This window comes from Burkholderia contaminans (assembly GCF_029633825.1).
Classification (GTDB): Bacteria; Pseudomonadota; Gammaproteobacteria; order Burkholderiales; family Burkholderiaceae; genus Burkholderia; species Burkholderia contaminans.
Genome location: NZ_CP090640.1, coordinates 368,150 through 391,222, shown reverse-complemented (window position 1 = coordinate 391,222; position 23,073 = coordinate 368,150). Strand labels below are relative to the sequence as shown.

Genomic DNA, 23,073 nt, shown 5'->3' with positions numbered 1-23,073 from the left:
CCGCGATGCTCGAACTCGTTTCCTCGCATGCGTGCCACGGCGGCGAGCAGCGTTTCTACCGTCACGATTCGGCGGCCATCGGCCTGCCGATGAAGTTCTCGGTGTACCTGCCGCCGCAGGCGGCGCACGGCCGCGTGCCGGCGCTGTTCTATCTCGCGGGGCTCACGTGCACCGACGAGACGTTCGCGATCAAGGCCGGCGCGCAGCAATACGCGGCGCAGCACGGCATCGCGCTCGTGATGCCCGACACGAGCCCGCGCGGCGCGGGCGTGCCGGGCGAGACCGACGCGTGGGACTTCGGCGTCGGCGCGGGCTTCTACGTCGATGCGACCGAAGCGCCATGGTCGACGCATTACCGGATGGAGTCGTACGTGACGGGCGAGCTGCGCGCGCTCGTCGCGGCCGAACTGCCGATCGACGGCACGCGGCTCGGCATCGTCGGGCACTCGATGGGCGGGCACGGCGCGCTGACGCTCGCGTTGCGCCATCCGGGCCTGTACCGGTCGGTGTCGGCGTTCGCGCCGATCGCCGCGCCGACGCGCTGCCCGTGGGGCGAGAAGGCATTCTCGGGTTATCTGGGCGCCGATCGTGAAGCATGGAAGGCACACGACGCGAGCGAACTCGTCGCGCGTGCCGATGCGCCGAAGTTCGCGGACGGCATCCTCGTCGACCAGGGCCTCGCCGACCAGTTCCTCGCGAACCAGCTGAACCCCGACGTGTTCGAAGCCGCGTGCGCGAAGGCCGGCCAGCCGCTGACGCTGCGCCGCCATCCGGGTTACGACCACGGGTACTACTTCATCTCGACGTTCATCGCCGATCACCTCGCGCATCACGCGCGCGTTCTCGCACGATGAGGGGGAAGGGAAGCAGGTAACGCACACGGCGGCACACCGCGCACCGCACGATCGCGGGCGCATGAAAAAACGCCGGCGCTGCCCCCTCGGGCACGCCGGCGTTTTTCATTTCCTTCGGGTGGCGCTCAGTGGCGTCGCAACAGGCTCGCGCCGTACACGAGCGCCGACAGCGCGGTGATCCAGAAGCTCGTCGGCCAGTCGGTGTGATACGCGAGCACGATGCCGAGCCACGCTTCGAACAATGCGAACAGCGCGGCGAGCAGCACGCCGGTCGACAGTCGCGTCGTCACGTTCTGCGCGGCGGCGGCCGGCCCGACCAGCAGCGTGAACACCAGCAGCACGCCGACGATCTGCGTCGCCGCGGCCACTGCGAGCGCGCACACCGCGAGGAACAGCATCGACACCGTGCGCAGCGACACGCCCTTGGCTTCGGCCAGTTCGGGCTGCAGCGACGCGAACAGCAGCGGCCGCGCGATCAGCGCGAGCGCGGCGAGGCTCACCGCGCCGATGCCGGCGAGTACCGCGAGCGTGTCGTGGCTCACCGCGAGCACGTTGCCGAACAGCAGCGCGGTGACCTGCGTCGCGAACGACGTGTAGAAATGCAGGAACAGCAGGCCGAAGCCGAGCGCGCCGGACAGAATCACGCCGATCGCGACGTCGCGGCCCGCGAGCTTTTCGCCGAGCGCGCCCATCCCGATGCCGGCCGCGAGCGTGAAGCCGACCATCCCCCAGATCGGCGAGATGCCGAGCAGCACCGCGCCCGTCGCGCCGGTGAAGCCGACGTGCGACAGCGCATGGCCGGCGAAGGTCTGCCCGCGCAGCACCAGGAAGTAGCCGACGATGCCCGCGAGCACCGCGACGATCCCCGACGCCGCGAAGGCGTTGATCATGAAGTCGTATTCAAACATCGTGCGAATGCCCGGGATGAGCGTGTCCGTGGTGGTGATGGCCGTGGCCGCCGCCCCCGCCGTGCGAGTGGCCGTCGTCGTCCTCGTGTTCGTGATCGTGCTTCTCGATCTCGACATCGCCCGACATCACGAAGATCTTGCCGTTCACGCGCATCACGTCGATCGGCGAACCGTAGAGCCGAGACAGCACCGGCTTCGTGATCACCTCGTCGACGGTGCCGAGCGCGGCAACGCCGTTGCCGAGATACAGCACGCGGTCGAGCGCGTTCAGCAGCGGATTCAGTTCGTGCGCGGAGAACAGCACGGTGATGCCGAGCTCGCGCTGCACGTTGCGCACGAGTTCGACGACGCCGCGCTGGTGGTTCGGGTCGAGGCTGATCAGCGGCTCGTCGAGCAGCAGCAGCTTCGGGTTGCCGAGCAGGCATTGCGCGAGCAGCAGGCGCTGCCGCTCGCCGCCGGACAGTTCCGACAGCGGCCGGCGCGCGAGCGTCGGGCCGCCGACGAGGTCGAGCACGCGGTCGACGTCGCGGCGCGTTGCCGCGTTCGTGTGCGGCAGCCCCCAGCGGTGGCCGTCGGCGGCCATCGCGACGAAGTCGTAGCCGCGCATCCGGCGGTTCGCGAGGCCGCTGCGGATCTGCGGCATGTAGCCGATCGACGCGTTGCCGCGCACGACCGGCACGCCGCCCACGGACAGCGTGCCGGACGATACGGGCACGAGCCCGAGCACCGCGCGCATCAGCGTCGTCTTGCCCGCGCCGTTCGGCCCGAGCACGCCGACGAATTCGCCGGGTTCGATCGAGAAGCTGACATCGCGCAGGATCGTGCGTCCGCCCAGTTCGAGCGTGACGCGATCGACGGCGAGTGCGTGAGGAGTGGCGGTCATGTCATTGCGGAGGGTTTATTTCTTGCCGGCGGCCAGCGCGGCCGACAGCGCGTCGAGCTGGCCGGCCATCCATTGCTGGAAGGTCTTGCCGGCCGGCTGCGTCTCGGTGACGCTGACGGTCGGCACGCCGCCGTCGCGCGCGATCTTCAGCATGCGCTTGGTCATCGGTGCTTCAGCCTGGCTGTTGTAGATCAGCACGCGCACCTGCTTCTTGCGCAGGTCGTTCTCGAACGCGGCGACATCCTGCGCGCTGGCCTCGGTGTCGTTCATCGTCGCGAGCTGGAAGCGCAGGTTGCGCATGTCGAGGCCGATCGCGTCGGACATGTAGCCGAACACGGGCTCGGTGGCCGTGACCGGCACGCCCTTGTACTGCGCGCGCAGCGCGGCGACCTTGTCGTCGACGGGCTTCAGCGAGGCCACGAACTTCTGCAGGTTCGCGTCGTATTCGGCCTTGTTCGCCGGGTCGGCGCGGCCGAGCTCGGCCGCGATCGCGCGCGCGGCGGCCGGCATCGTCGCCGGGTCGTACCACAGGTGCGGGTTGTCGCCGGCCTTCTTGCCGACCAGATCGGCGACGACGATCGTTGCGCGCTTCGCCTGCTTCGACGCGCCCAGCAGCTTGCTCATCCACGGATCGTAGTTGGCGCCGTTGTAGATCACGACCTGTGCGTGCTGGAGCGCGCGGGCGGTCTTCGGGCTCGCTTCGAACAGGTGCGGGTCCTGGTCCGGATTGCTGAGAATGCTCGTCACCGCGACGTGGCTGCCGCCGATTTGCGACGCGACGTCGCCGTAGAAATTCTCGGCGGCCACGACGTTGACGGTCGCGGCCTGTGCGAACGCGGGCGCCGCGAGCGACAGGGCGGCAACGGCGGCGGCGAGCCAGCGGACAGGCGACAAGGCACGCCGCGGCGTGCGCTTCAGGGCATTGGACATGGGACTCCTCGTTGGAAGGGGCGGCGCGTGCGCCGCACGAAACGCGTCAGCGTTGCACGGGCTTGTGCTTGCAGTGCCCGCACAGGCCGCTCAGCTCGACGACCTGGTGGTGGACTTCGAAACCGTGCGCGGGCTCGCTCGCGGACAACTGCTTCGCGAGATCGCCGCCGGGAATCTCGACGGTATCGCCGCACGAGTCGCAGATCAGGAACTGGCCTTCGTGCGGCACGCCGATCTCGCAGCACGCGAAGAACGCGTTCTTCGATTCGATCCGGTGGATGAAGCCGTGCTCGACGAGGAAATCCAGCGCGCGGTAGACGGTCGTGGGCGGCACGCGGCCACGCTGCGGCTCGAGCTCGGCGAGCAGGTCGTACGCGCCGATCGGCCGCTGCGCGGCCAGCACGCGTTCGTAGACCTGGCGGCGCAGCGGCGTCCACGCGAGCCCGTGCTCGGCGGCGAATGCGTCGGCCCGGGACAGCCGGGCGTCAATGGACGATGAGGTAGCCATGGCGTGAAGCAGGGCGATGAAACAAAGTATGGCGATGATATAACGTATCGCCGCGCCGTGCAGCGCGAAATCCCGTTTCCGTCCTCGCTCCGTCCCCTTCATCGTCGATCCGACCGCGCCGCACCGTGTGCGCCGCGCCTTGCCGGGCGTGCACGGCGGGTCGTTACGCTGCGCCGTTGTGCCGCAGCGCGTCATAGAAAGCCGTCACGTCGCCTTGACAGCGCGAATCGCGTATCCGATCATTCGATCACCAACAGAGCAATTGATCGGTTAGCGAGCGTTCGCTCACCTCGCAGCCGTCGACAAGCAGAACGAACCGGAGACAGCCAGTGAGACTGGAAGACAAGGTCGCGATCCTGACGGGCGCCGCAAGCGGCATCGGCGAGGCGGTCGCACAACGCTATCTGGACGAGGGCGCACGCTGCGTGCTCGTCGACCTGAAGCCGGCGGGCGGCTCGCTTGCGCGGCTCATCGAGGCGAACCCCGGCCGCGCGGTGGCCGTCACCGCGGACGTCACGCGCCGCGACGACATCGAGCGCATCGTCACCACGGCGGTCGAGCGCTTCGGCGGCGTCGACATCCTGTTCAACAACGCGGCGCTGTTCGACATGCGCCCGATCCTCGAAGAATCGTGGGACGTGTTCGACCGGCTGTTCGCGGTCAACGTGAAAGGGCTGTTCTTCTTGATGCAGGCCGTCGCGCAGCGGATGGTCGAGCAGGGGCGCGGCGGCAAGATCGTCAACATGTCGTCGCAGGCCGGGCGTCGTGGCGAGGCACTCGTTTCGCACTACTGCGCGACCAAGGCCGCGGTGATCAGCTATACGCAGTCGGCCGCGCTCGCGCTCGCGCCGCACCGGATCAACGTGAACGGCATCGCGCCGGGCGTCGTCGACACGCCGATGTGGGAGCAGGTCGATGCGCTGTTCGCGCGCTACGAGAACCGGCCGCTGGGTGAAAAGAAGCGGCTCGTCGGCGAAGCCGTGCCGCTCGGCCGCATGGGCGTGCCGGGCGACCTGACGGGCGCCGCGCTGTTCCTCGCGTCGTCCGACGCCGACTACATCACCGCCCAGACGCTGAACGTCGACGGCGGCAACTGGATGAGCTGAAGTGATGCCGCTCGCACGCGCCACCTGCCGGCCGGCCAGCGATGCAGCCGCGTCACTGTACGTCGCGGCCGCCGTCGAACGAGGAGGGCAAGCCTGATGGCCGAGATCGTCGTTGCCGGCGAACTGCTCGCCGAATTCGTCGCCGCCGAGCGCGGCCAGGGTTTCGATACGCCGGGCCTGTTCGAAGGGCCGTTCCCGAGCGGCGCGCCGGCGATCTTCGCCGACCAGGCCGCGCGGCTCGGCGCGCGCGTCGCGTATGCGGGCTGCGTGGGCCGTGACGCGTTCGGCGACGCGATCGTCGCGCGGCTCGAACGCGACGGCGTTGACGTCGCGCGCATCCGTCGCGTCGCGCGCCCGACCGGCACCGCGTTCGTCGCGTATCGCGACGACGGCTCGCGCAGCTTCGTGTTCACGCTGTCCACCAGTGCAGCCGCGTGCGTCGATGCGTCCGACGTCGACACCGCGATGTTCGACGGCTGCCGCTACTTCCACGTGATGGGCTCGTCGCTGACGAGCGAATCGGCGATCGCGGCCGTGCAGCGCGGCGTGATCGAGGCCGCGCGCGCCGGCGCGAAGGTGTCGTTCGATCCGAACGTGCGGCCCGAGATGCTGAGCTTTCGCCCGATGCGCGCGGCACTCGACGAGATGCTCGCCGCGTGCCACCTGTTCCTGCCGAGCGAAGCCGACCTGCCGTTCTTCTGCGGGCCGCAGCCGGCCGAGCGCGCGATCGCGGGCCTGCTTGCGACGCACCCGCTGCTCGAGCGTGTCGTGTTGAAGCGCGGTGCGCAAGGCAGCGTCGCGTTCGATCGCGCGAACCGCGCGGAAGCGGCAGCGTTCCAGGTTGACGAAGTCGATCCGACCGGCGCCGGCGACTGTTTCGGCGGCACGCTGGTCGCGAGCCTCGTCGCGGGCGTGCCGATCGACGTCGCACTGCGCCGCGCGAACGCGGCCGGGGCGATCGCGGTCACGCGGCGCGGCCCGATGGAAGGCAATAGCGGCGCGGCCGAGATCGACCGTTTCCTGACCGAACGAGGTATCGCATGTCCGGCCTGACGACCGTTGCCGAACGCACGCGCACCGCGCATGCGGACACCGTGCTGCGGATGATCTTCGATGCGAACCGCGCGGACGCGCAGCGCGGCATCTATTCGGTCTGCAGCGCGCACCGGCTCGTGCTGGAGGCCGCGTGCGAAGCGGCACGCGCGGACGGCTCGCCGCTGCTGATCGAGGCGACCTGCAACCAGGTGAACCATCTCGGCGGCTACACGGGCATGACGCCCGCCGATTTCCGCCGCGACGTCGACGCGATCGCGCAGCGCTGCGGGCTCGCACCGTCGGCGCTCGTGCTCGGCGGCGACCATCTCGGCCCGAACCCGTGGCGGCATCGCCGCGCGGCTGACGCGATGCGTGAAGCGGCCGCGATGGTCGCGGCCTACGTCGAAGCCGGCTTCGAAAAGATCCACCTCGATGCGAGCATGGCGTGCGCGGACGATCCGGTGCGGCTCGACGATCGCACGATCGCCGCGCGCGCGGCCGAGCTGTGTCGCGCGGCGGAAGACGCGGCAGCGCGTGCCGGCATTGCGCCCGTCTACGTGATCGGTACCGAGGTGCCGACGCCGGGCGGCGAAGTCAGCGGCAACGGCGACGCTGGCGATGCAGCGATCGCGCGGATCGCGGTCACGCGCAGCGACAGCATCGCGGCGACGCTCGATGCGCACCGTCATGCGTTCGCGGCGGCCGGGCTCGACGAGGCGTGGGCACGCGTCGTCGCGATCGTCGCGCAGCCGGGTGTCGACTTCGACGATCGCCACGTGCTTGACTACGACAGTGCGAAGGCCGCGTCGCTCGGCGCGAGTATCCTGCAGACACCGCGCCTCGTGTTCGAAGCGCATTCGACCGACTACCAGACCGAGGGCGCACTCGCCGCGCTCGTGCGCGACCACTTCGCGGTGCTGAAGGTCGGCCCGGCGCTGACGTTCGCGCTGCGCGAGGCGCTGTTCGCGCTGACCTTCATCGAGGACGCGCTGATCGCCGACGTCGCACAGCGCTCGCGGTTGCGCGACGTCGTCGACGCCGCGATGCGCGCGCAGCCCGAGCACTGGGCGCCGTACTACCGCGGCGACGAAACCGAACAGCGGCTCGCGCGCCAGTTCAGCTACAGCGACCGGATCCGCTACTACTGGCTGCAGCCGGCCGTCGCGGCCGCGGTCGAGCAACTGTTCGACAACCTCGCGCGGCAGCCGGTGCCGGAAACGCTCGTCGCGCAGTGGTTGCCGGACGTGTACGCGGCATGCCGCGCGGGCGGCCTTGCGAAAGAGCCGCGCGCCTGGGTGCGCCACCGGATACGCGACGTGATCGCGCACTATGCGCGCGCGTGCGGAATGCAGCGGCCGGCATGACGGGCCGCGAAGGAAACGCAGTACCGACGACACACTCGAACAAACACAGGAGACATGCCATGCAACGAAAGATGCTCGACGCCGCCGCCCGCTGTTTCGCCGGAGCCGCGCTCGCGACGGCGGCCTGCGCCGCGTCCGCCGGCACGCTGACGATCGCGACGCTGAACAATCCCGACATGATCGAGCTGAAGAAGCTGTCGCCGGCCTTCGAGAAGGCGAACCCGGACATCAAGCTGAACTGGGTGATCCTCGAGGAGAACGTGCTGCGCCAGCGCGCGACGACCGACATCACGACCGGCAGCGGCCAGTTCGACGTGATGGCGATCGGCACCTACGAGACGCCGCAGTGGGGCAAGCGCGGCTGGCTCGCGCCGATGACGGGCCTGCCCGCCGACTACGACCTGAACGACATCGTGAAGACGGCGCGTGACAGCCTGTCGTACAACGGCCAGCTGTACGCGCTGCCGTTCTACGTCGAAAGCTCGATGACGTTCTACCGCAAGGACCTGTTCGCGGCGAAGGGGCTGAAGATGCCCGACCAGCCGACCTACGACCAGATCGCCGAATTCGCGGACAAGCTCACCGACAAGGCGAAGGGCACCTACGGGATCTGCCTGCGCGGCAAGGCCGGGTGGGGCGAGAACATGGCGTACGTGTCGACGGTCGTGAACACGTTCGGCGGGCGCTGGTTCGACGAGAACTGGAACGCGCAGTTGACGTCGCCCGAGTGGAAGAAGGCGATCAATTTCTACGTGAACCTGCTGAAGAAGAACGGGCCGCCGGGAGCGAGTTCGAACGGCTTCAACGAGAACCTGACGCTGACCGCGTCCGGCAAGTGCGCGATGTGGATCGACGCGACGGTTGCGGCCGGCATGCTCTACAACAAGCAGCAGTCGCAGGTGGCCGACAGGATCGGCTTCGCGGCCGCGCCGGTCGCCGCCACGCCGAAGGGCTCGCACTGGCTGTGGGCGTGGGCGCTGGCCGTACCGAAGACGTCGAAGCAGCAGGACGCCGCACGCAAGTTCATCGCGTGGGCGACGTCGAAGCAGTACATCGAGATGGTCGGCAAGGACGAAGGCTGGGCGTCGGTGCCGCCGGGCACGCGCACGTCGACCTATCAGCGCGCCGAGTACAAGGCTGCCGCGCCGTTCTCGGACTTCGTGCTGAAGGCGATCGAGACGGCCGATCCGAACGATCCGTCGCTGAAGAAGGTGCCGTACACGGGCGTGCAGTACGTCGGGATTCCTGAATTCCAGTCGTTCGGCACGGTGGTCGGCCAGTCGATCGCCGGTGCGGTGGCGGGCCAGATGACGGTCGACCAGGCGCTCGCCGCCGGGCAGGCCGCCGCCGACCGCGCGGTGCGGCAGGCCGGCTACAGGAAGTAGCGCGGTGCGCACCGTGCGCGGTGGCGCACGGTGCGCGTCGTCGAAGCTGACAGGCGGGCAGGCCTTCTCGCCCGCGCATCAACCGGAGGGACTCCGATCATGCGTCACCTGCGTCTTCCCCTGAGCCATGCTCACGCGCCGTCGGTCGGCGACGCGTCGTCGCCGCCCGGCGCGCCGCGCCGCGCGCGCGGCGGTGCGAGCTGGCTCGTCTCGCCGTCCGTCGCGGTGCTGCTGCTGTGGATGTCGATTCCGCTCGCGATGACGATCTGGTATTCGTTTTCGCGCTACAACCTGCTGAACCCGGACGTGAAGGGCTTCGCCGGGCTCGACAACTACCGCTTCCTCGCGACCGATCCGTCGTTCCTGCCCGCGATCTGGCACACGCTCGTGCTGATCGGCGCGGTGCTCGCGATCACGGTGATCGGCGGCGTGCTGATGTCGGTGCTGTTCGACCGCAAGTTCTACGGGCAGGGCGTCGCGCGCCTGCTCGCGATCGCGCCGTTCTTCGTGATGCCGACGGTGTCCGCGCTGATCTGGAAGAACATGATCCTGCACCCGGTGTACGGGCTCGTCGCGAACGCGATGCGCGCGCTCGGGATGACGCCGATCGACTGGTTCGCCGATTACCCGCTCACCGCCGTGATCATCATCGTCGCGTGGCAGTGGCTGCCGTTCGCGTTCCTGATCCTGTTCACCGCGATCCAGTCGCTCGACCAGGAGCAGAAGGAAGCGGCACGGATCGACGGCGCGGGCCCGATCGCGATGTTCTTCTACATCACGCTGCCGCACCTGAAGCGCGCGATCGCCGTGGTCGTGATGATGGAGACGATCTTCCTGCTGTCGATCTTCGCGGAGATCTACACGACGACCGGCGGCGGCCCCGGCAACGCGACGACCAACCTGTCGTACCTGATCTACGCGCTCGGCCTGCAGCAGTTCGACGTCGGCCTCGCGTCCGCGGGCGGCATCATTGCCGTCGTGGTCGCGAACGTCGTGTCGTTCTTCCTCGTGCGGATGCTCGCGCGCAACCTGAAGGGGGAATACGACAAATGAGCGACCTGACCTTCGAAGGCCGGCGCGTGCCGGCCGTGTTCGACCTCGTGCGGCGCGCGCTGCCCGGCACGCTCGCGTGGCTGATCGCGCTGCTGCTGTTCTTCCCGATCTTCTGGATGGCGATCACCGCGTTCAAGACCGAGCAGCAGGCGTATGCGTCGTCGCTGTTCTTCATCCCGACGCTCGACAGCTTCCGCGAGGTGTTCGCGCGCAGCAACTACTTCGCGTTCGCATGGAACTCGGTGTTGATCTCGGCGGGCGTCACGGTGATTTCGCTGCTGTTCGCGGTGCCGGCCGCGTACGCGATGGCGTTCTTCCCGAACCACCGCACGCAGAAGGTGCTGCTGTGGATGCTGTCGACGAAGATGATGCCGTCGGTCGGCGTGCTCGTGCCGATCTACCTGCTGTGGAAGAACGCGGGGCTGCTCGATACCGTGTCGGGCCTCGTGATCGTCTACACGCTGATCAACCTGCCGATCGCGGTGTGGATGACCTTCACGTACTTCAACGAGATTCCGAAGGACATCCTCGAAGCGGGGCGCATCGACGGCGCGTCGACGTGGCAGGAGATCGTCTACCTGCTGCTGCCGATGGCGCTGCCGGGGCTCGCGTCCACCGCGCTGCTGCTCGTGATCCTGTCGTGGAACGAGGCGTTCTGGAGCATCAACCTGTCGAGCTCAAACGCGGCGCCGCTCACCGTGTTCATCGCGTCGTACTCGAGCCCCGAGGGGCTGTTCTGGGCGAAGCTGTCCGCGGCGTCGCTGCTGGCGGTCGCGCCGATCCTGATCGTCGGCTGGCTGTCGCAGAAGCAGCTCGTGCGCGGGCTCACGTTCGGAGCCGTCAAATGACCGCGACGAACGTGCTGATCTGCGATTGCGACGGTGTGCTGATCGACAGCGAGGCGGTGGCGGCCGACGTGCTCGTGCGCGAACTCGATGCGCGCTGGCCGGGCGCGGATTCCCGGCCGGCCGTGATGCCGCTGCTCGGGCTGCGCATCGAGCGCGTGCTGGCCGGCGCGAGCGACGCGCTCGGCCGCACGCTGTCGAACGACGACGTCGTCGAAATTCGCGCCGCGGTCGAGGCGGCGGCCGTCAATGCGCCGATGGTCGACGGCATCGATGCGGCGCTGGCCGCGATTGAACTGACGACGGCCTGCGCGAGCAACAGCTACCGTGCGTACGTCGAGGCGGCGCTGGCGCGCACGGGCCTCGCGCGCTTCTTCGGAGACCGGCTGTTCTGCGCGGACGCCGTCGCGCGGCCGAAGCCGGCGCCCGACGTGTATCTCGCGGCGGCGCGCACGCTCGGCGTCGCGCCTGCCCGGTGCCTCGTGGTCGAGGACAGCGTGACCGGCATCACCGCGGCCGCCGCGGCCGGCATGACCGTGCTCGGCTTCGTCGGCGGCGGGCATGCGTCGGCCGCGCAGATCGACGCGCTGCGCGGGATCGGCGCGCGTCACGTGTTCGACGACATGCACGAGCTGCCCGGCTACGTTGCGCGCTGGCAGGCGACCGGCGCGGTGCTGCCGGGCTAGCCACCACGAATGATTGCGCGCCGCGTTCGACGCGGCGCATCACGAACGAACGGAGACAGAACATGGCAAGCGTGCTCCTGCGCAACATCGCGAAGCGCTACGACGACACCGAAGTGCTGCGCAACGTGAACCTCGACATCGCCGACGGCGAATTCGTCGTGTTCGTCGGCCCGAGCGGCTGCGGCAAATCCACGCTGATGCGGATGATCGCCGGCCTCGAGGATATTTCGAGCGGCGACCTGATGATCGACGGCGCGAAGGTCAACGACGTGCCGAGCGCGAAACGCGGCATCGCGATGGTGTTCCAGTCGTATGCGCTGTACCCGCACATGACGCTGTACGACAACATGGCGTTCGGCCTGAAGCTCGCGGGTGCGAAGAAGCCGGAGATCGACCAGGCCGTGAAGCAGGCCGCGAAGATCCTGCACATCGACCATCTGCTCGACCGCAAGCCGAAGCAGCTGTCGGGCGGCCAGCGGCAGCGCGTCGCGATCGGCCGCGCGATCACGCGCAAGCCGAAGGTGTTCCTGTTCGACGAGCCGCTGTCGAACCTCGACGCGGCGCTGCGCGTGAAGATGCGGCTGGAGTTCGCGCGGCTGCACGACGAGCTGAAGACGACGATGATCTACGTGACGCACGACCAGGTCGAGGCGATGACGCTCGCCGACAAGATCGTCGTGCTGTCGGGCGGCGCGGTGCAGCAGGTCGGTACGCCGAACGAGTTGTATCACGCGCCGGCGAACCAGTTCGTCGCGGGCTTCATCGGCTCGCCGAAGATGAACTTCCTGAAGGGCACCGTCGAGTCGGTCGATGCGGGCGGCGTGCTCGTGCGTTTCGACAGCGGCGAGACGCAGCGCGCTGCGGTCGAAGCGGCGGGGCTGCAGCGTGGTGCGGCGGTGACGGTCGGCGTGCGGCCCGAGCATCTGAAAGTCGAAGCGGCGGCTGCCGGCGTGGCCGCGAAGACGATGGCCGTCGAGTCGCTCGGCGATGCCGCGTATCTGTACGCGGAGTCGGCCGTCGCGCCGGACGGGCTGATCGCGCGGATTCCGCCGCTCGACACGTACCGCACCGGCGAGGCGCTCCATGTGCACGCGCAGGCCGAGCACTGCCACCTGTTCGACGAGCACGGGCAGGCGTTCCGCCGGCTGAGCGCGCACGCGAAGGCGGCGTGACGGCGCGCGCCGGCTACAGGCGCAGGTGCTCGACCATGTAGTCGACGAACGCGCGCTGCTTCGGTGCCGGATGCCGGCCCGACGGCCACAGCACGTAGAACGGCGTGCGGCTCACGACGTGCTCGGCGAGCACGGCGCGCAGCGTGCCGGCTTCGAGCGCCTCGCGCACGAAGAATTCGGGCAGGCATGCGATGCCGAGCCCGCGCATCGCGAAGCACTGGCGCGTCTCAGCGTTGTTGCTGACCATCGACACCGGCACCTCCGGCGGCGTGCCGGAGCGCGGCGCGCGCAGCGGCCAGATCTCGAGCTTGCCGCTGCTCGGGAAGCGGTAGTGCAGGCAGCGGTGCTGTGCGAGATCGGCCGGCGTGCGTGGCGCGCCGTGCCGTTCGAGATAGTCGGGCGACGCGACGAGGTGCTGCCGGAAATGGCCGAGCAGCCGCGACGACAGCCGCGAATCGGTGGGCCGGCCGGTGCGCAGCACGGCATCGAAGCCTTCGTCGACCACGTCGACGATCCGGTCGCTGAAGTCGATGTCGAGCTCGATCTCCGGATACGCGGCCATGAAATCGGCGAGCACCGGCAGCAGCAGCGTGCCGATCGTCGGCAAGCTCACGCGCAGCCGCCCGCGCGGCGCCTCGGTGCTTTGCGTCAGTTCCTGCTCGGCCGCGTCGATCTCGGCGATCACGCGCCGGCAGCGTTCGAGAAAACGCGCGCCTTCCGCGGTGAGCGTGATGCTGCGCGTGCTGCGGTGAAAGAGCCGCACGTTCAGCCGGGCTTCGAGCCGTGCGATGCGCTTGCCGATCGCCGATGCCGACAGCCCGAGCGCACGGCCGGCCGCGACGAAGCTGCGCGTTTCCGCGACCTGGACGAAGACGACGAAACCGCCGAGATTTTCCATGCTGGGTCCTGATTGCGGACATCGATGTCCGGAGTGTCCGGAACTCTACCCCGGTTTTTCTTCTGTTGCCGGTTTCCTACGATGGGCGTTCCTTCACTGTTCGAGGTCACGCCATGTCATCCCTGCCTGTCTCCGCCACCCGCAACGACCCGGACGCGGCGTTGCGCCGCCGGGTCGATGCCGTGCTCGATCGCGCGCTGGCCGACGCGCGCGTGGTCGGCGCGGTCGTGCTGGCAGCCCGCCACGGCGAACTGCGTTATGCACGTGCGGCCGGTCTCGCCGATCGCGAAGCCGGTACGCCGATGCAGGAGCGTACGCTGTTCCGGCTCGCGTCGTTGTCGAAGCCGATCGTGACGGCCGCCGCGATGCGGCTCGTCGCGGCCGGGCGCATCGGGCTCGACGAGCCCGTCGCGCGCTGGCTGCCGGCGTTCGCGCCGACGCTGCCCGACGGCACGCGTGCGGCGATCACGCTGCGCCATCTGCTGTCGCATACGGCCGGGCTCGGCTACCGCTTCCTCGAAGCCGACGCCGACGGGCCGTATGCGCGAGCGGGCGTGTCCGACGGGATGGACCGCGCGGAACTGTCGCTCGCGGAGAACGTGCGGCGCATCGCCGGCGTGCCGTTGCAGTTCGCGCCCGGCACATCGTGGGCGTACTCGCTCGCGATCGACGTGGTCGGCGCGCTGATCGAGGCGATCGATGGACGGCCGCTTCCCGACGCGGTGGCGGCGCTCGTCACCGCGCCGCTCGGGATGTCCGATACCGCGTTCGTCACGCACGACGCCGCGCGGGTCGCGACACCTTACGTGAGTGCGCCGGGCGTGCCGCGCCGGATGGCCGACGACGATCTCGTGCCCGTGTACGACGGCACGATCGGCATCCGCTTCACACCGGCGCGCGCGTTCGACCCGGCCGCGTGGCCGTCGGGCGGGGCGGGCATGATCGGCAGCGCGCGCGATTGCATGACGCTGCTCGATACGTTGCGTACCGGCCGCGACGGCTGGCTGTCGCCACGCTGGATCGACGAGATGTCGCGTGTGCAGCCGGGCGCGCACGATCTGCCGGACGCACCGGGATTCGGCTTCGGCCTCGGCTTTTCGGTGCTGCGCGACCCGGCGCTCGCGCAGTCCCCGGAGTCGGTCGGCACGTGGCGCTGGGGCGGTGCGTACGGGCATGCGTGGTTCGTCGATCGCGCGGCCGGGCTCACCGTGGTCGCGCTCACCAATACGTTGTACGAAGGCATGCACGGGCGCATCGTGACCGATGTACGCGATGCGGTGTACGGCGTCGGCGAATGGAGCGTGCGATGAGCGATTGTGTATCCGCCACCGACCGCGCGGCCGATCGTGCCGCACATCCGGGCGCGCCGATGCGTACGCGCCTGCCGGTTGCGAACCTGCTCGCGCTCGCCACCGCGGGCTTCATCACGATCCTCACCGAAGCGCTGCCGGCCGGCCTGCTGCCGCTGATGAGCGCCGACCTGCGCGTGACCGAGGCGCTGATCGGCCAACTGGTGACCGTCTACGCGCTCGGCTCGATCGTCGCGGCGATTCCGCTCGTCGCCGCGACGCGCGCGGTGCGCCGGCGCCGGCTGCTGCTTGCTGCGCTGGCGGGCTTCGTCGTATCGAATGCGCTGACCGCCGCGTCGTCGTATTACGCGCTCACGCTCGCCGCGCGCTTCGTCGCGGGGATGTCGGCCGGGCTGATGTGGGCGTTGCTGGCCGGCTATGCGAGCCGGATGGTCGAGCCTTCGCTGCGCGGCCGCGCGATTGCGGTTGCGATGCTCGGCATACCGACGGCGATGTCGATCGGCATTCCGGCCGGTACCGCGCTCGGTGCGATGTTCGGCTGGCGCATCGCGTTCGCGGGCATCACGCTTGCAGCGCTCGTGCTGATCGGCTGGATCCGCTGGCGTGTGCCCGACTATCCGGGCCAGCAGGCCGGCGCACGCGAGCCGGTGCTCGGCGTGATGACGTTGCCCGGCGTGCGGTCGGTGCTGACCGTGATGTTCGCGTACGTGCTCGCGCACAACATGCTGTACACGTATGTCGCGCCGTTCCTCGCAGGCGTGCGGATGGGCGCGCAAGTCGATGTGGTGCTGTTCGTGTTCGGCATCGCGTCGCTGGTCGGCATCGCGCTGACGGGCGCGTGGATCGGCGCCGCGCAGCGCCGCCTGACGCTTACCAGCATCGCGCTGTTCGCGATCGCCGCGGCGATGCTCGGCGCCGGCTCCGGCATGGCGATCGTCTATGCGGGCGTCGCGCTGTGGGGGCTCGCGTTCGGTGGTGCGCCGACGCTGTTCCAGACGGCTGCCGCGAACGCGGCGGGGGAGGCGGCCGACGTCGCGCAGTCGATGCTCGTGACGGTGTGGAACCTCGCGATCGCGGGCGGGGGCATTGCAGGCGGGGTGCTGCTCGGCGCAACGGGTGCCGGCGCGATTCCGTGGGTGCTCGTCGTGCTGCTGGCGGCCGCGTGGGTCGGCGCGTGGCGGGCGCGCCGGCATGCGTTTCCGGCGCCGCGTGCGGCGTGAGCATTCGACTGCCGCGCGCGGTGCGCCGTGCGCCGTGCGCGGCGTCAGGCCGCTTTCGCGTCGAGCGCGGCGCGTGCGCAGGTTTCGTCGGTGACGAGCCCCGACAGCCAGCCGCCGCGCAGCTCGGCGATCACCGCGTCGCGTTTCTTCGGGCCGCCGGCGAACGCGATCGTCGGGCGCTTCGGCGGCGTCGCGAGCGCGACGCTCGTCACGCGCGCGCTCGTCGACACGGCGATCTGCGTGCCCTGCGCGTCGATCGGCACGCCGAGCAGTTCCGCCACCGCGCCGAGCGCGGTCATCTCGTCGCGCTCCTGTTCGGTGATGAAGCCGTCCTCGTAGAGCGGGCAGTGCGGGCCGATGTTGCCGATCCCGACGAACGCAACGTCGGCCTTGCCCGACAGCGCCTCGACGATCCGGTACAGCCGGTGGTTGCACCACTGCGCGCGCTCGGCGTCGCTGTCGGCGAACAGCGGCGCGGGCAGCAGGAAGTGCTTGCTGCCGGTTTTCTCGGAGATGTACTGCGCGACGTCGTAGCGATTCGACGAACCGTCGGCGGCGATCGCACCGACCATCGACACGAGCCGGTGCTGCGGGCGGTCGATCTGCGCGATCTGCGCGACCGCGGCCTTCAGCGTCCGGCCGCTGCTGACCGCGATCACCATCGGCCGCGTTTCGTTCAGGTAGCGTTCCATCACCTGCGCGCCGGCGACCGCGAGCTTGCGGTCGATCGCGTCGGGTGCGTCGGCATCGACGGGCACGACTTCGCACATCGCGAGGCCGTAGCGCTTCGACAGCTGCGCGCCGAGATCGAGACAGTCGGCGAGCTGGTGATCGACGCGCACGCGGATCAGGTTCTTCTCGACCGCGAACGCGACGAGGCGCTGCGCGACCGGGCGCGACACCTGCAGCTTCTCCGCGATTTCGTTCTGCGTGTCGCCCGCGACGTAGTAGAGCCACGCGGCACGCGTGGCGAGATCGAGTTTTTCTGAGGACTTGGACACGATAGCGATTCGGTTCGGATCTCGGGGGGGCCGCCCCGCGGGCCGCCCAGCGGGCCGGCCGGGGGCCCGCATGACGGCATCCACTGTACCGCATGTCGCGCACGCGGCCGACGGCCGCCACGCGTGACGTGCGGCGCTTACGCGAGCCGCGCGCGCGACGGTTCGTACAGCGGTTGCACGTGGCGGTACAGCGCGCGGAATGCGTCGAGGCGTTCGCGCAGCCGCGCATGGCGTGCCGCATCCGGCGTGTATTCGGCTCGCACCGGGGCTTCGCCAGCACCGCATGCGGATCGCCGCCGACGGCCAGCCAGCCGAGCCGTGCCGCGCCGAGCGCCGCACCGGTTTCACCGCCGCCGTGCTGGCGCGTGCGCACGTTCAGCGCATCGGCGATCAGCTGCGCCCAGAACGCGCTGCGCGCGCCGCCGCCGATCAGCGACAACTGGTCGGTTTCGACACCGGCCGCATGCAGCGCGTCCAGACCGTCGGCGAGGCCCAGCGTCACGCCTTCGAGCACCGCGTAGCCGAGGTGCGCGCGTTCGGTCGCATGCGTCATCCCGAAGAACACGCCCTGTGCGTATGGATCGTTGTGCGGCGTGCGCTCGCCGGACAGGTAGGGCAGGAACAGCGGCGCCGTCGCGAGCGCGTCGGCATCGAGCGTTTCGACTTCGGCGAGCAGCGCGGGCTCGTCGGTGCCGGTCAGCTTGCAGACCCAGCGCAGGCAGCTCGCGGCCGACAGTACGACGCTCATCAATTGCCAGCGATCGGGAATCGCATGGCAGAACGCATGCACGGCCGATGCGGGGTTCGGCGTGAAGCGATCGCCGACCACGCTCAGCACGCCGGAAGTGCCGAGCGAGACGAAGCCGTCGCCCGCGTGGATCGCGCCGATGCCGAGTGCGCTCGTCGCGTTGTCGCCGCCGCCGCCGGCCACCACGACGGCTTCCGACAGCCCGAGTTCGCGTGCGATGTCCGCGCGCAGCGTGCCGGATGGCGCGTTGCCTTCGACGATGCGGGGCATCTGGTCACGCGTCATTCCGCATGCGGCGAGCAGCGCATCGGACCAGTCGCGGCGCGCGACGTCGAGCCACAGCGTGCCGGCCGCATCAGACGGATCGGACACCTTCGCGCCGGTCAGCCGGAACCGCAGGTAATCCTTCGGCATCAGCACGCAGGCGGTCGCCGCGAATACGTCGGGTTCGTGCTTCGCGACCCACAACAATTTCGGCGCGGTGAAGCCCGGCATCGCGAGGTTGCCGGCCAGTGCGTGGAGATCGGGCGCGCGTTCGGTGAGCAGCGCGCATTCGTCGGCGCTGCGCATGTCGTTCCACAGGATCGCGGGGCGCAGCACGCGATCGTCGCGGCCGAGCAGCACGGCGCCGTGCATCTGGCCCGACAGGCCGATGCCGCGCACTTGCGCGAACGCGTCGCGGTGCCGTTCGCGCAGCGCCGCGAGCGCGGCGAGCGTGCCTTGCCACCAGTCGTCCGGATGCTGTTCGGCCCAGCGCGGATGCGGCCGCGACACGGTGAACGGCGAGCCGGCGGTGCCGACGACCGTGCCGTCCGGGGCGAGCAGCAGCACCTTCACTTCCGAGGTGCCGAGGTCGATGCCGAGATACATGAGCGATCCGTTCCGTCAGTGGGGAGTCGCTACTTTAGCCGCGCGGCCGGGCACGTGCCAAGGCAGGTTCGCCCGGATGCGCGTCAGCGTGCCGCGAGCCATGCGTCGACCCGCGCGAGCCCGGCGCGCAGCGCCTCGAACAGCGCCGCGTTGCCGGCGAGCGAGCCCCACAGTGCGCGGCTGGCGCAGAGCGCGACAACCGGGTCGTCGGCCTGGACGATCGCCCGCGCGGCGCTTTCGTCCATCACGCCGTCCTGGTACACGTACGGCAGCGCGCCGCGCGCCCAGCGTTCGAGAAAGCGCAGGAACAACGCGGGCAGCACGGCGGTGGCGACCGGCGCCGCGCCGCGTGCGAACGATTCGGCGAGCGTCGGCGCGATGAAGCCGGGAATCTTCGAGAAGCCGTCGGCCGCGACGCGCTGGTTCGTGTCGAGCACGTACGGGTTGCCGAAGCGTTCGAGCACGACGTCGCGGTAGCGCGCGAGATCGAGCGGGCTCGGCGTGAGGCACGGGATCACGTCCTGCGTCACGTAGTCGTGCGCGAAGCGGCGGATCGCCGCGTCGTGCGTCCCTTCGTGGATATACGTATGGCCCGCGAGCGTGCCGGCCCACGCGATGCAGCTGTGCGTCGCGTTGAGGATGCGGATCTTCGCTTCCTCGTACGGGTGCACGTCGTCGACGAGTTCGGCGCCGGCCAGCTCCCACTTCGGCCGGCCGGCCGCGAAGCGGTCCTCGATCACCCACTGGATGAACGATTCGCCCATCACCGGGCACGCGTCGTCGAAGCCGGTGGCGGCCAGCACGCGCTCGCGCACGTCGGCGGTCGGGCGCGGCGTGATGCGGTCGACCATCGCGCTCGGCGTGGCGACGTTCGCATCGAACCATGCAAGCAGCTCGAGCAGCCCGCGCCGCTCGAGGAATTCGCGCATCCCCGCGCGAAAGCGCGCGCCGTTGTTGCGCAGGTTGTCGCAGCTCTGCAGCGTGAGCGGGCCCGCGCCGCGCGTCACGCGCTCGGCGAGCAGCGCGGCGAGTGCGCCGTACAGCGTCGTGCGTGCGCCCTGCAGGTCGGCCGCGAGATCGGCGTTCGCGAGGTCGAGCCGGTTGTGTTCGTCGAGGTAGTAGCCGCCTTCGGTGACGGTGAACGACACGATCCGGCAGGCCGGGTCGGCGCCGGCGTCGATCAGCGCGGCGAGGTCGATCGACCACGGCAGCACGCGCGTGATCGCGCGGATCGTCTCGTATGCGCGCTCGCCTTGCGGCGTGACGGTTTCGAGCGTGTAGGCGCCGTGCTGCGCGGCGAGTGCGTCCATCGTCGCGTGCATGTCGTCACGGATGTTGCCGACGGTCAGCGACCAGCGCTCGTCGGCCGGGACGGCCGCGTTCACGCGATGCAGATACCACGCCTGGTGCGCGCGGTGAAACGAGCCCGCGCCGATGTGCAGCAGCACGGGCGTGCGGGCGGAGGGCGATTCGGTCATCCGGTGTCTCCTCTTCGTGCCTGACTGTCCTGTCGAATACGATCATTTGCTCTTTGTGTGAGCGAATGATCGTATTCGGGCGAGCGAAAGTCAAGGCGGGGAAACGGCATTTCGATGGTGCGCTGCGGCGGCAGGCGGCAGGCGGAGAGGGCGGAGAGGGCGGAGAGGGCGCGAACGGGCGGCCGGTGCGGAAAGTGCCGTCAGCGTCCTTCGCGCGTCAATGCGACGAGTTCTTCGAGCAGCTTGCCGGCCGGCCCCGGCAGGATGCCGTGGCGGCGCCGGAACGCGGTGAGCGTGCGCACTGCGACGACCTCGCGCACGGGCAGTGTGTCGATCGTGCCGGCGCGCTGCTCGGCACCGTACATCGGCTCGGCCATCCAGCTCAGGAAGCCGGCATGCGCGACGAGGCTTTTCAGCGTCGTCACCGAGCGCGTCTCGACCGCGATGTCGGGCAGCGCGAGCCCGTGTGCGTCGAAGGTCGCGCGCATGTGGTCGAACGGTGCGGTGCCGCGCGGCGGAATCGCCCAGCGCGCGTGCAGCGTGTCGGCAAGCGTCGGCGCGCGGCCGAGCGCGCGCAGCGGATGGTGCGGCGCCGCAACGATGTGGCTGCGATCCTCCCAGCGGCACTCGGGAATCGCGACGATCTCGTCGGTGTCGGGCCCGTGCGCGGACAGCGCGAGATCGATCTCGTGCTTGTTCAGCCCTTCCGCGAGCCGGTCCCACACGCCTTCGATGATCTCGACGCGCAGGTTCGGCCAGCGGTCGAGCACACGGCCCACCGCGACCGGCAGCACGAGGCTCGCGATGCTGCCCACCGTGCCGACCTTGATCGTGCCTTTCGCGAAGCCGCGCATCGCGTCGAGCTCCTCGCGCGCGTGCTCGGCCTCGTGCTGCAGCAGCGTCGCGTGCGGCAGCAGCGCCTCGCCGAACGCGGTGAGCTGCACGCCCTTCGAGTGGCGCTCGAACAAGGGCGCGCCGACCTGGTCCTCGAGCCGTTTCAGGATCCGGCTCAGCGCCGGCTGCGTGACGTGCAGCGCGTCGGCGGCGCGGCCGAGGCTGCCGCACGAGACGATCGTCGTGAAGGCACGCAATTGTCGAAGATCGAAAGTCATGTCGGAGCGGTATGGCTTATCGCAGAAAATACAGTATCCGAGAATGGCTTGCGCTTCGATACTGTGGAAACCGCCAAGCCATCGAGGAGACGCCCGAGCATGTCCGGCCATACGCCCCCTTCCGCCGTACCGGTCACCGTTCGCGATGCGGTGATCGACCTGCTTCGCCAGTTCGGCATCGACCGCGTGTTCGGCAATCCCGGCTCGACCGAGCTGCCGATGTTCCGCGACTTCCCGGACGATTTCCGCTACGTGCTCGGCTTGCATGAAGCCGTCGTGGTCGGGATGGCCGACGGCCACGCGCAGGCCACCGGCAATGCGGCGGTCGTCAACCTGCATTCGGCGGCGGGCGTCGGCAACGCGATGGGCAATCTCTTCACCGCCTTCAAGAATCGCACGCCGCTGGTCGTGACCGCGGGCCAGCAGGCACGCGCGATCCTGCCGTTCGACCCGTTTCTCGGCGCGACGCAGGCTGCCGAGCTGCCGAAGCCGTACGTGAAATGGAGCATCGAGCCTGCGCGTGCGCAGGACGTGCCGGCCGCGATCGCGCGTGCGTACCGCATCGCGATGCAGGAACCGCGCGGCCCCGTGTTCGTGTCGATCCCGGTCGACGACTGGGACAAGCCGGCCGACCGGCTGCCGCGCCGCGACGTCAGCAGCGTCGTGCGGCCCGATCCGGACGCGCTCGCGCGGCTCGGCGACACGCTCGACGCCGCGCGGCGACCCGCGTTCGTGGTCGGGGCGGCCGTCGATCGCGCCGGCGCGTGGGACGACGTCGTGCGGCTCGCCGAGCGGCACCGCGCGCGCGTGTACGTCGCGCCGATGTCGGGGCGCTGCAGCTTCCCCGAGGACCATCCGCTGTTCGCCGGCTTCCTGCCCGCAATCCGCGAGAAGATCGTCGCGCGGCTCGACGGGCACGACCTCGTGTTCGCGTTCGGCGCGCCCGCGTTCACCTATCACATCGAGGGCTTCGGCCCGCACGTGCCGCCGGGCGCGACGCTCGTGCAGCTCGTCGACGATCCGGGCATCGCCGCGTGGACGCCGTCGGGCGATGCGGTCGTCGGCAACCTGCGGCTCGCCGCGCGCGACCTGCTCGCGCGCCCGGCGCCGCCCGAGCGGCCGATGCCCGCGCCGCGGCCGCCGCGTGCGCGTGTCGAACCGCCGGCCGCCGGCGAGCGCATGTCGGTCGCGTTCGCGCTGCAGACGCTTGCCGACGTGCGCGACGCGCACGACATCGTCGTCGAGGAAGCGCCGAGCGCACGGCCCGTGATGCAGGAACACCTGCCGTTCACGCGCAGCGGCACGTTCTACACGATGGACAGCGGCGGGCTCGGCTACGGGATGCCGGCCGCCGTCGGCGTCGCGCTCGCGCAGCCGGGCCGGCGCGTGATCGGCCTGATCGGCGACGGGTCGAGCCTGTATTCGATCCAGGCCTTGTGGAGCGCCGCGCAACTGAAGCTGCCGATCACGTTCGTGATCCTGAACAATCACCGCTACGCGGCGCTGCAGGATTTCGCGCCGGTGTTCGGCTTCGGGCCGGGCGACCCCGTGCAGGGCACCGATCTGCCGGACCTGGATTTCGTCGCGCTCGCGCAAGGGATGGGCTGCCGCGGCATACGCGTGAGCGAGGCCACGCACCTGCGCGACACGCTGGCCGACGCGCTGCGTGCGGCGACGCCGGTCGTCGTCGAAGTCGAGATTGCCTGA

The 23,073-nt window shown here is 69.8% G+C and carries 20 protein-coding genes and 1 pseudogene; 12 read left to right on the top strand and 9 right to left on the bottom strand.

All coding sequences use genetic code 11. The annotated features are described in order from the left end of the window. The first annotated feature begins 5 nt into the window (after positions 1 to 5). Entirely contained in the window at positions 6 to 854 is an 849-nt protein-coding gene (gene fghA, locus LXE91_RS01880; protein WP_039368413.1) for an S-formylglutathione hydrolase, read from the top strand. A gap of 125 nt (positions 855 to 979) precedes the next feature. Here the strand turns inward: fghA and LXE91_RS01875 are convergent, their stop codons facing one another. The 4 genes from LXE91_RS01875 to LXE91_RS01860 are packed head-to-tail and all read right to left on the bottom strand — an operon-like array spanning position 980 to position 4,083. Then, positions 980 to 1,762: a metal ABC transporter permease gene (locus tag LXE91_RS01875; RefSeq protein WP_039368411.1), complete on the bottom strand. Its 783-nt coding sequence runs from the start codon at positions 1,760 to 1,762 to the stop codon at positions 980 to 982. Then, the gene (locus LXE91_RS01870) at positions 1,755 to 2,645 is read right to left on the bottom strand and encodes an ABC transporter ATP-binding protein (RefSeq protein ID WP_039368409.1); all 891 of its coding nucleotides are present in this window, start codon (positions 2,643 to 2,645) and stop codon (positions 1,755 to 1,757) included. Before LXE91_RS01870 ends, LXE91_RS01875 begins: the two co-directional genes overlap by 8 nt. A gap of 15 nt (positions 2,646 to 2,660) precedes the next feature. Next, entirely contained in the window at positions 2,661 to 3,575 is a 915-nt protein-coding gene (locus LXE91_RS01865; RefSeq protein WP_039368406.1) for a metal ABC transporter solute-binding protein, Zn/Mn family, read from the bottom strand. A gap of 46 nt (positions 3,576 to 3,621) precedes the next feature. Continuing rightward, the gene (locus LXE91_RS01860; RefSeq protein WP_011353040.1) at positions 3,622 to 4,083 is read right to left on the bottom strand and encodes a Fur family transcriptional regulator; all 462 of its coding nucleotides are present in this window, start codon (positions 4,081 to 4,083) and stop codon (positions 3,622 to 3,624) included. Positions 4,084 to 4,412: 329 nt separating this feature from the next. On the opposite strand from LXE91_RS01860, the gene LXE91_RS01855 reads away from it, so the two are divergent. From LXE91_RS01855 to LXE91_RS01820, 8 genes are all read left to right on the top strand, one after another. Then, positions 4,413 to 5,189 (top strand): L-iditol 2-dehydrogenase, encoded by a 777-nt coding sequence (locus LXE91_RS01855; protein WP_039368403.1) that lies wholly within the window; start codon positions 4,413 to 4,415, stop codon positions 5,187 to 5,189. 96 nt (positions 5,190 to 5,285) lie between these two features. Beyond that, complete coding sequence (locus LXE91_RS01850; protein WP_039368400.1) at positions 5,286 to 6,242, top strand: sugar kinase; 957 nt, start codon at positions 5,286 to 5,288, stop codon at positions 6,240 to 6,242. Further along, entirely contained in the window at positions 6,230 to 7,588 is a 1,359-nt protein-coding gene (locus LXE91_RS01845) for a D-tagatose-bisphosphate aldolase, class II, non-catalytic subunit (RefSeq protein WP_039368396.1), read from the top strand. The genes LXE91_RS01850 and LXE91_RS01845 overlap by 13 nt, the downstream gene beginning before the upstream one ends. A gap of 59 nt (positions 7,589 to 7,647) precedes the next feature. Beyond that, positions 7,648 to 8,973: an ABC transporter substrate-binding protein gene (locus LXE91_RS01840; RefSeq protein WP_039368393.1), complete on the top strand. Its 1,326-nt coding sequence runs from the start codon at positions 7,648 to 7,650 to the stop codon at positions 8,971 to 8,973. 99 nt (positions 8,974 to 9,072) lie between these two features. After that, positions 9,073 to 10,026 (top strand): carbohydrate ABC transporter permease, encoded by a 954-nt coding sequence (locus tag LXE91_RS01835; protein ID WP_039368391.1) that lies wholly within the window; start codon positions 9,073 to 9,075, stop codon positions 10,024 to 10,026. Then, positions 10,023 to 10,874, top strand: coding sequence for a carbohydrate ABC transporter permease (locus LXE91_RS01830; RefSeq protein WP_039368390.1), 852 nt, complete (start codon positions 10,023 to 10,025; stop codon positions 10,872 to 10,874). Before LXE91_RS01835 ends, LXE91_RS01830 begins: the two co-directional genes overlap by 4 nt. Further along, entirely contained in the window at positions 10,871 to 11,557 is a 687-nt protein-coding gene (locus LXE91_RS01825; RefSeq protein WP_039368387.1) for an HAD family hydrolase, read from the top strand. The genes LXE91_RS01830 and LXE91_RS01825 overlap by 4 nt, the downstream gene beginning before the upstream one ends. Before the next feature lie 62 nt (positions 11,558 to 11,619). Further along, positions 11,620 to 12,729, top strand: coding sequence for an ABC transporter ATP-binding protein (locus tag LXE91_RS01820; protein ID WP_039368380.1), 1,110 nt, complete (start codon positions 11,620 to 11,622; stop codon positions 12,727 to 12,729). A gap of 13 nt (positions 12,730 to 12,742) precedes the next feature. Here LXE91_RS01820 and LXE91_RS01815 read toward each other — a convergent pair whose 3' ends face one another. Further along, complete coding sequence (locus LXE91_RS01815; RefSeq protein WP_039368377.1) at positions 12,743 to 13,627, bottom strand: LysR family transcriptional regulator; 885 nt, start codon at positions 13,625 to 13,627, stop codon at positions 12,743 to 12,745. 113 nt (positions 13,628 to 13,740) lie between these two features. Between LXE91_RS01815 and LXE91_RS01810 the strand changes: the two genes are divergently transcribed. Together LXE91_RS01810 and LXE91_RS01805 are read left to right on the top strand one after the other, a co-directional pair. Next, positions 13,741 to 14,937, top strand: coding sequence for a serine hydrolase domain-containing protein (locus tag LXE91_RS01810; protein WP_039368375.1), 1,197 nt, complete (start codon positions 13,741 to 13,743; stop codon positions 14,935 to 14,937). After that, entirely contained in the window at positions 14,934 to 16,157 is a 1,224-nt protein-coding gene (locus LXE91_RS01805; protein WP_039368372.1) for an MFS transporter, read from the top strand. The genes LXE91_RS01810 and LXE91_RS01805 overlap by 4 nt, the downstream gene beginning before the upstream one ends. A gap of 44 nt (positions 16,158 to 16,201) precedes the next feature. On the opposite strand, the gene LXE91_RS01800 is transcribed toward LXE91_RS01805, so the two are convergent. The 4 genes and pseudogenes from LXE91_RS01800 to LXE91_RS01785 form a co-directional block, all read right to left on the bottom strand. Continuing rightward, on the bottom strand, positions 16,202 to 17,158 hold the full coding sequence (locus tag LXE91_RS01800) for a sugar-binding transcriptional regulator (protein ID WP_423191622.1): 957 nt from the start codon (positions 17,156 to 17,158) through the stop codon (positions 16,202 to 16,204). A gap of 137 nt (positions 17,159 to 17,295) precedes the next feature. Then, positions 17,296 to 18,776: pseudogene (gene xylB / locus LXE91_RS01795) on the bottom strand (xylulokinase). Between the two features lie 83 nt (positions 18,777 to 18,859). Then, positions 18,860 to 20,254, bottom strand: a complete 1,395-nt coding sequence (dalD, locus tag LXE91_RS01790) for a D-arabinitol 4-dehydrogenase (RefSeq protein ID WP_039368361.1) — start codon at positions 20,252 to 20,254, stop codon at positions 18,860 to 18,862. Between the two features lie 200 nt (positions 20,255 to 20,454). Continuing rightward, positions 20,455 to 21,366, bottom strand: a complete 912-nt coding sequence (locus LXE91_RS01785; protein WP_039368358.1) for a LysR family transcriptional regulator — start codon at positions 21,364 to 21,366, stop codon at positions 20,455 to 20,457. A gap of 99 nt (positions 21,367 to 21,465) precedes the next feature. Here LXE91_RS01785 and mdlC point away from each other — a divergent pair, with 99 nt between their 5' ends. Then, on the top strand, positions 21,466 to 23,073 hold the full coding sequence (gene mdlC / locus LXE91_RS01780; protein ID WP_039368356.1) for a benzoylformate decarboxylase: 1,608 nt from the start codon (positions 21,466 to 21,468) through the stop codon (positions 23,071 to 23,073).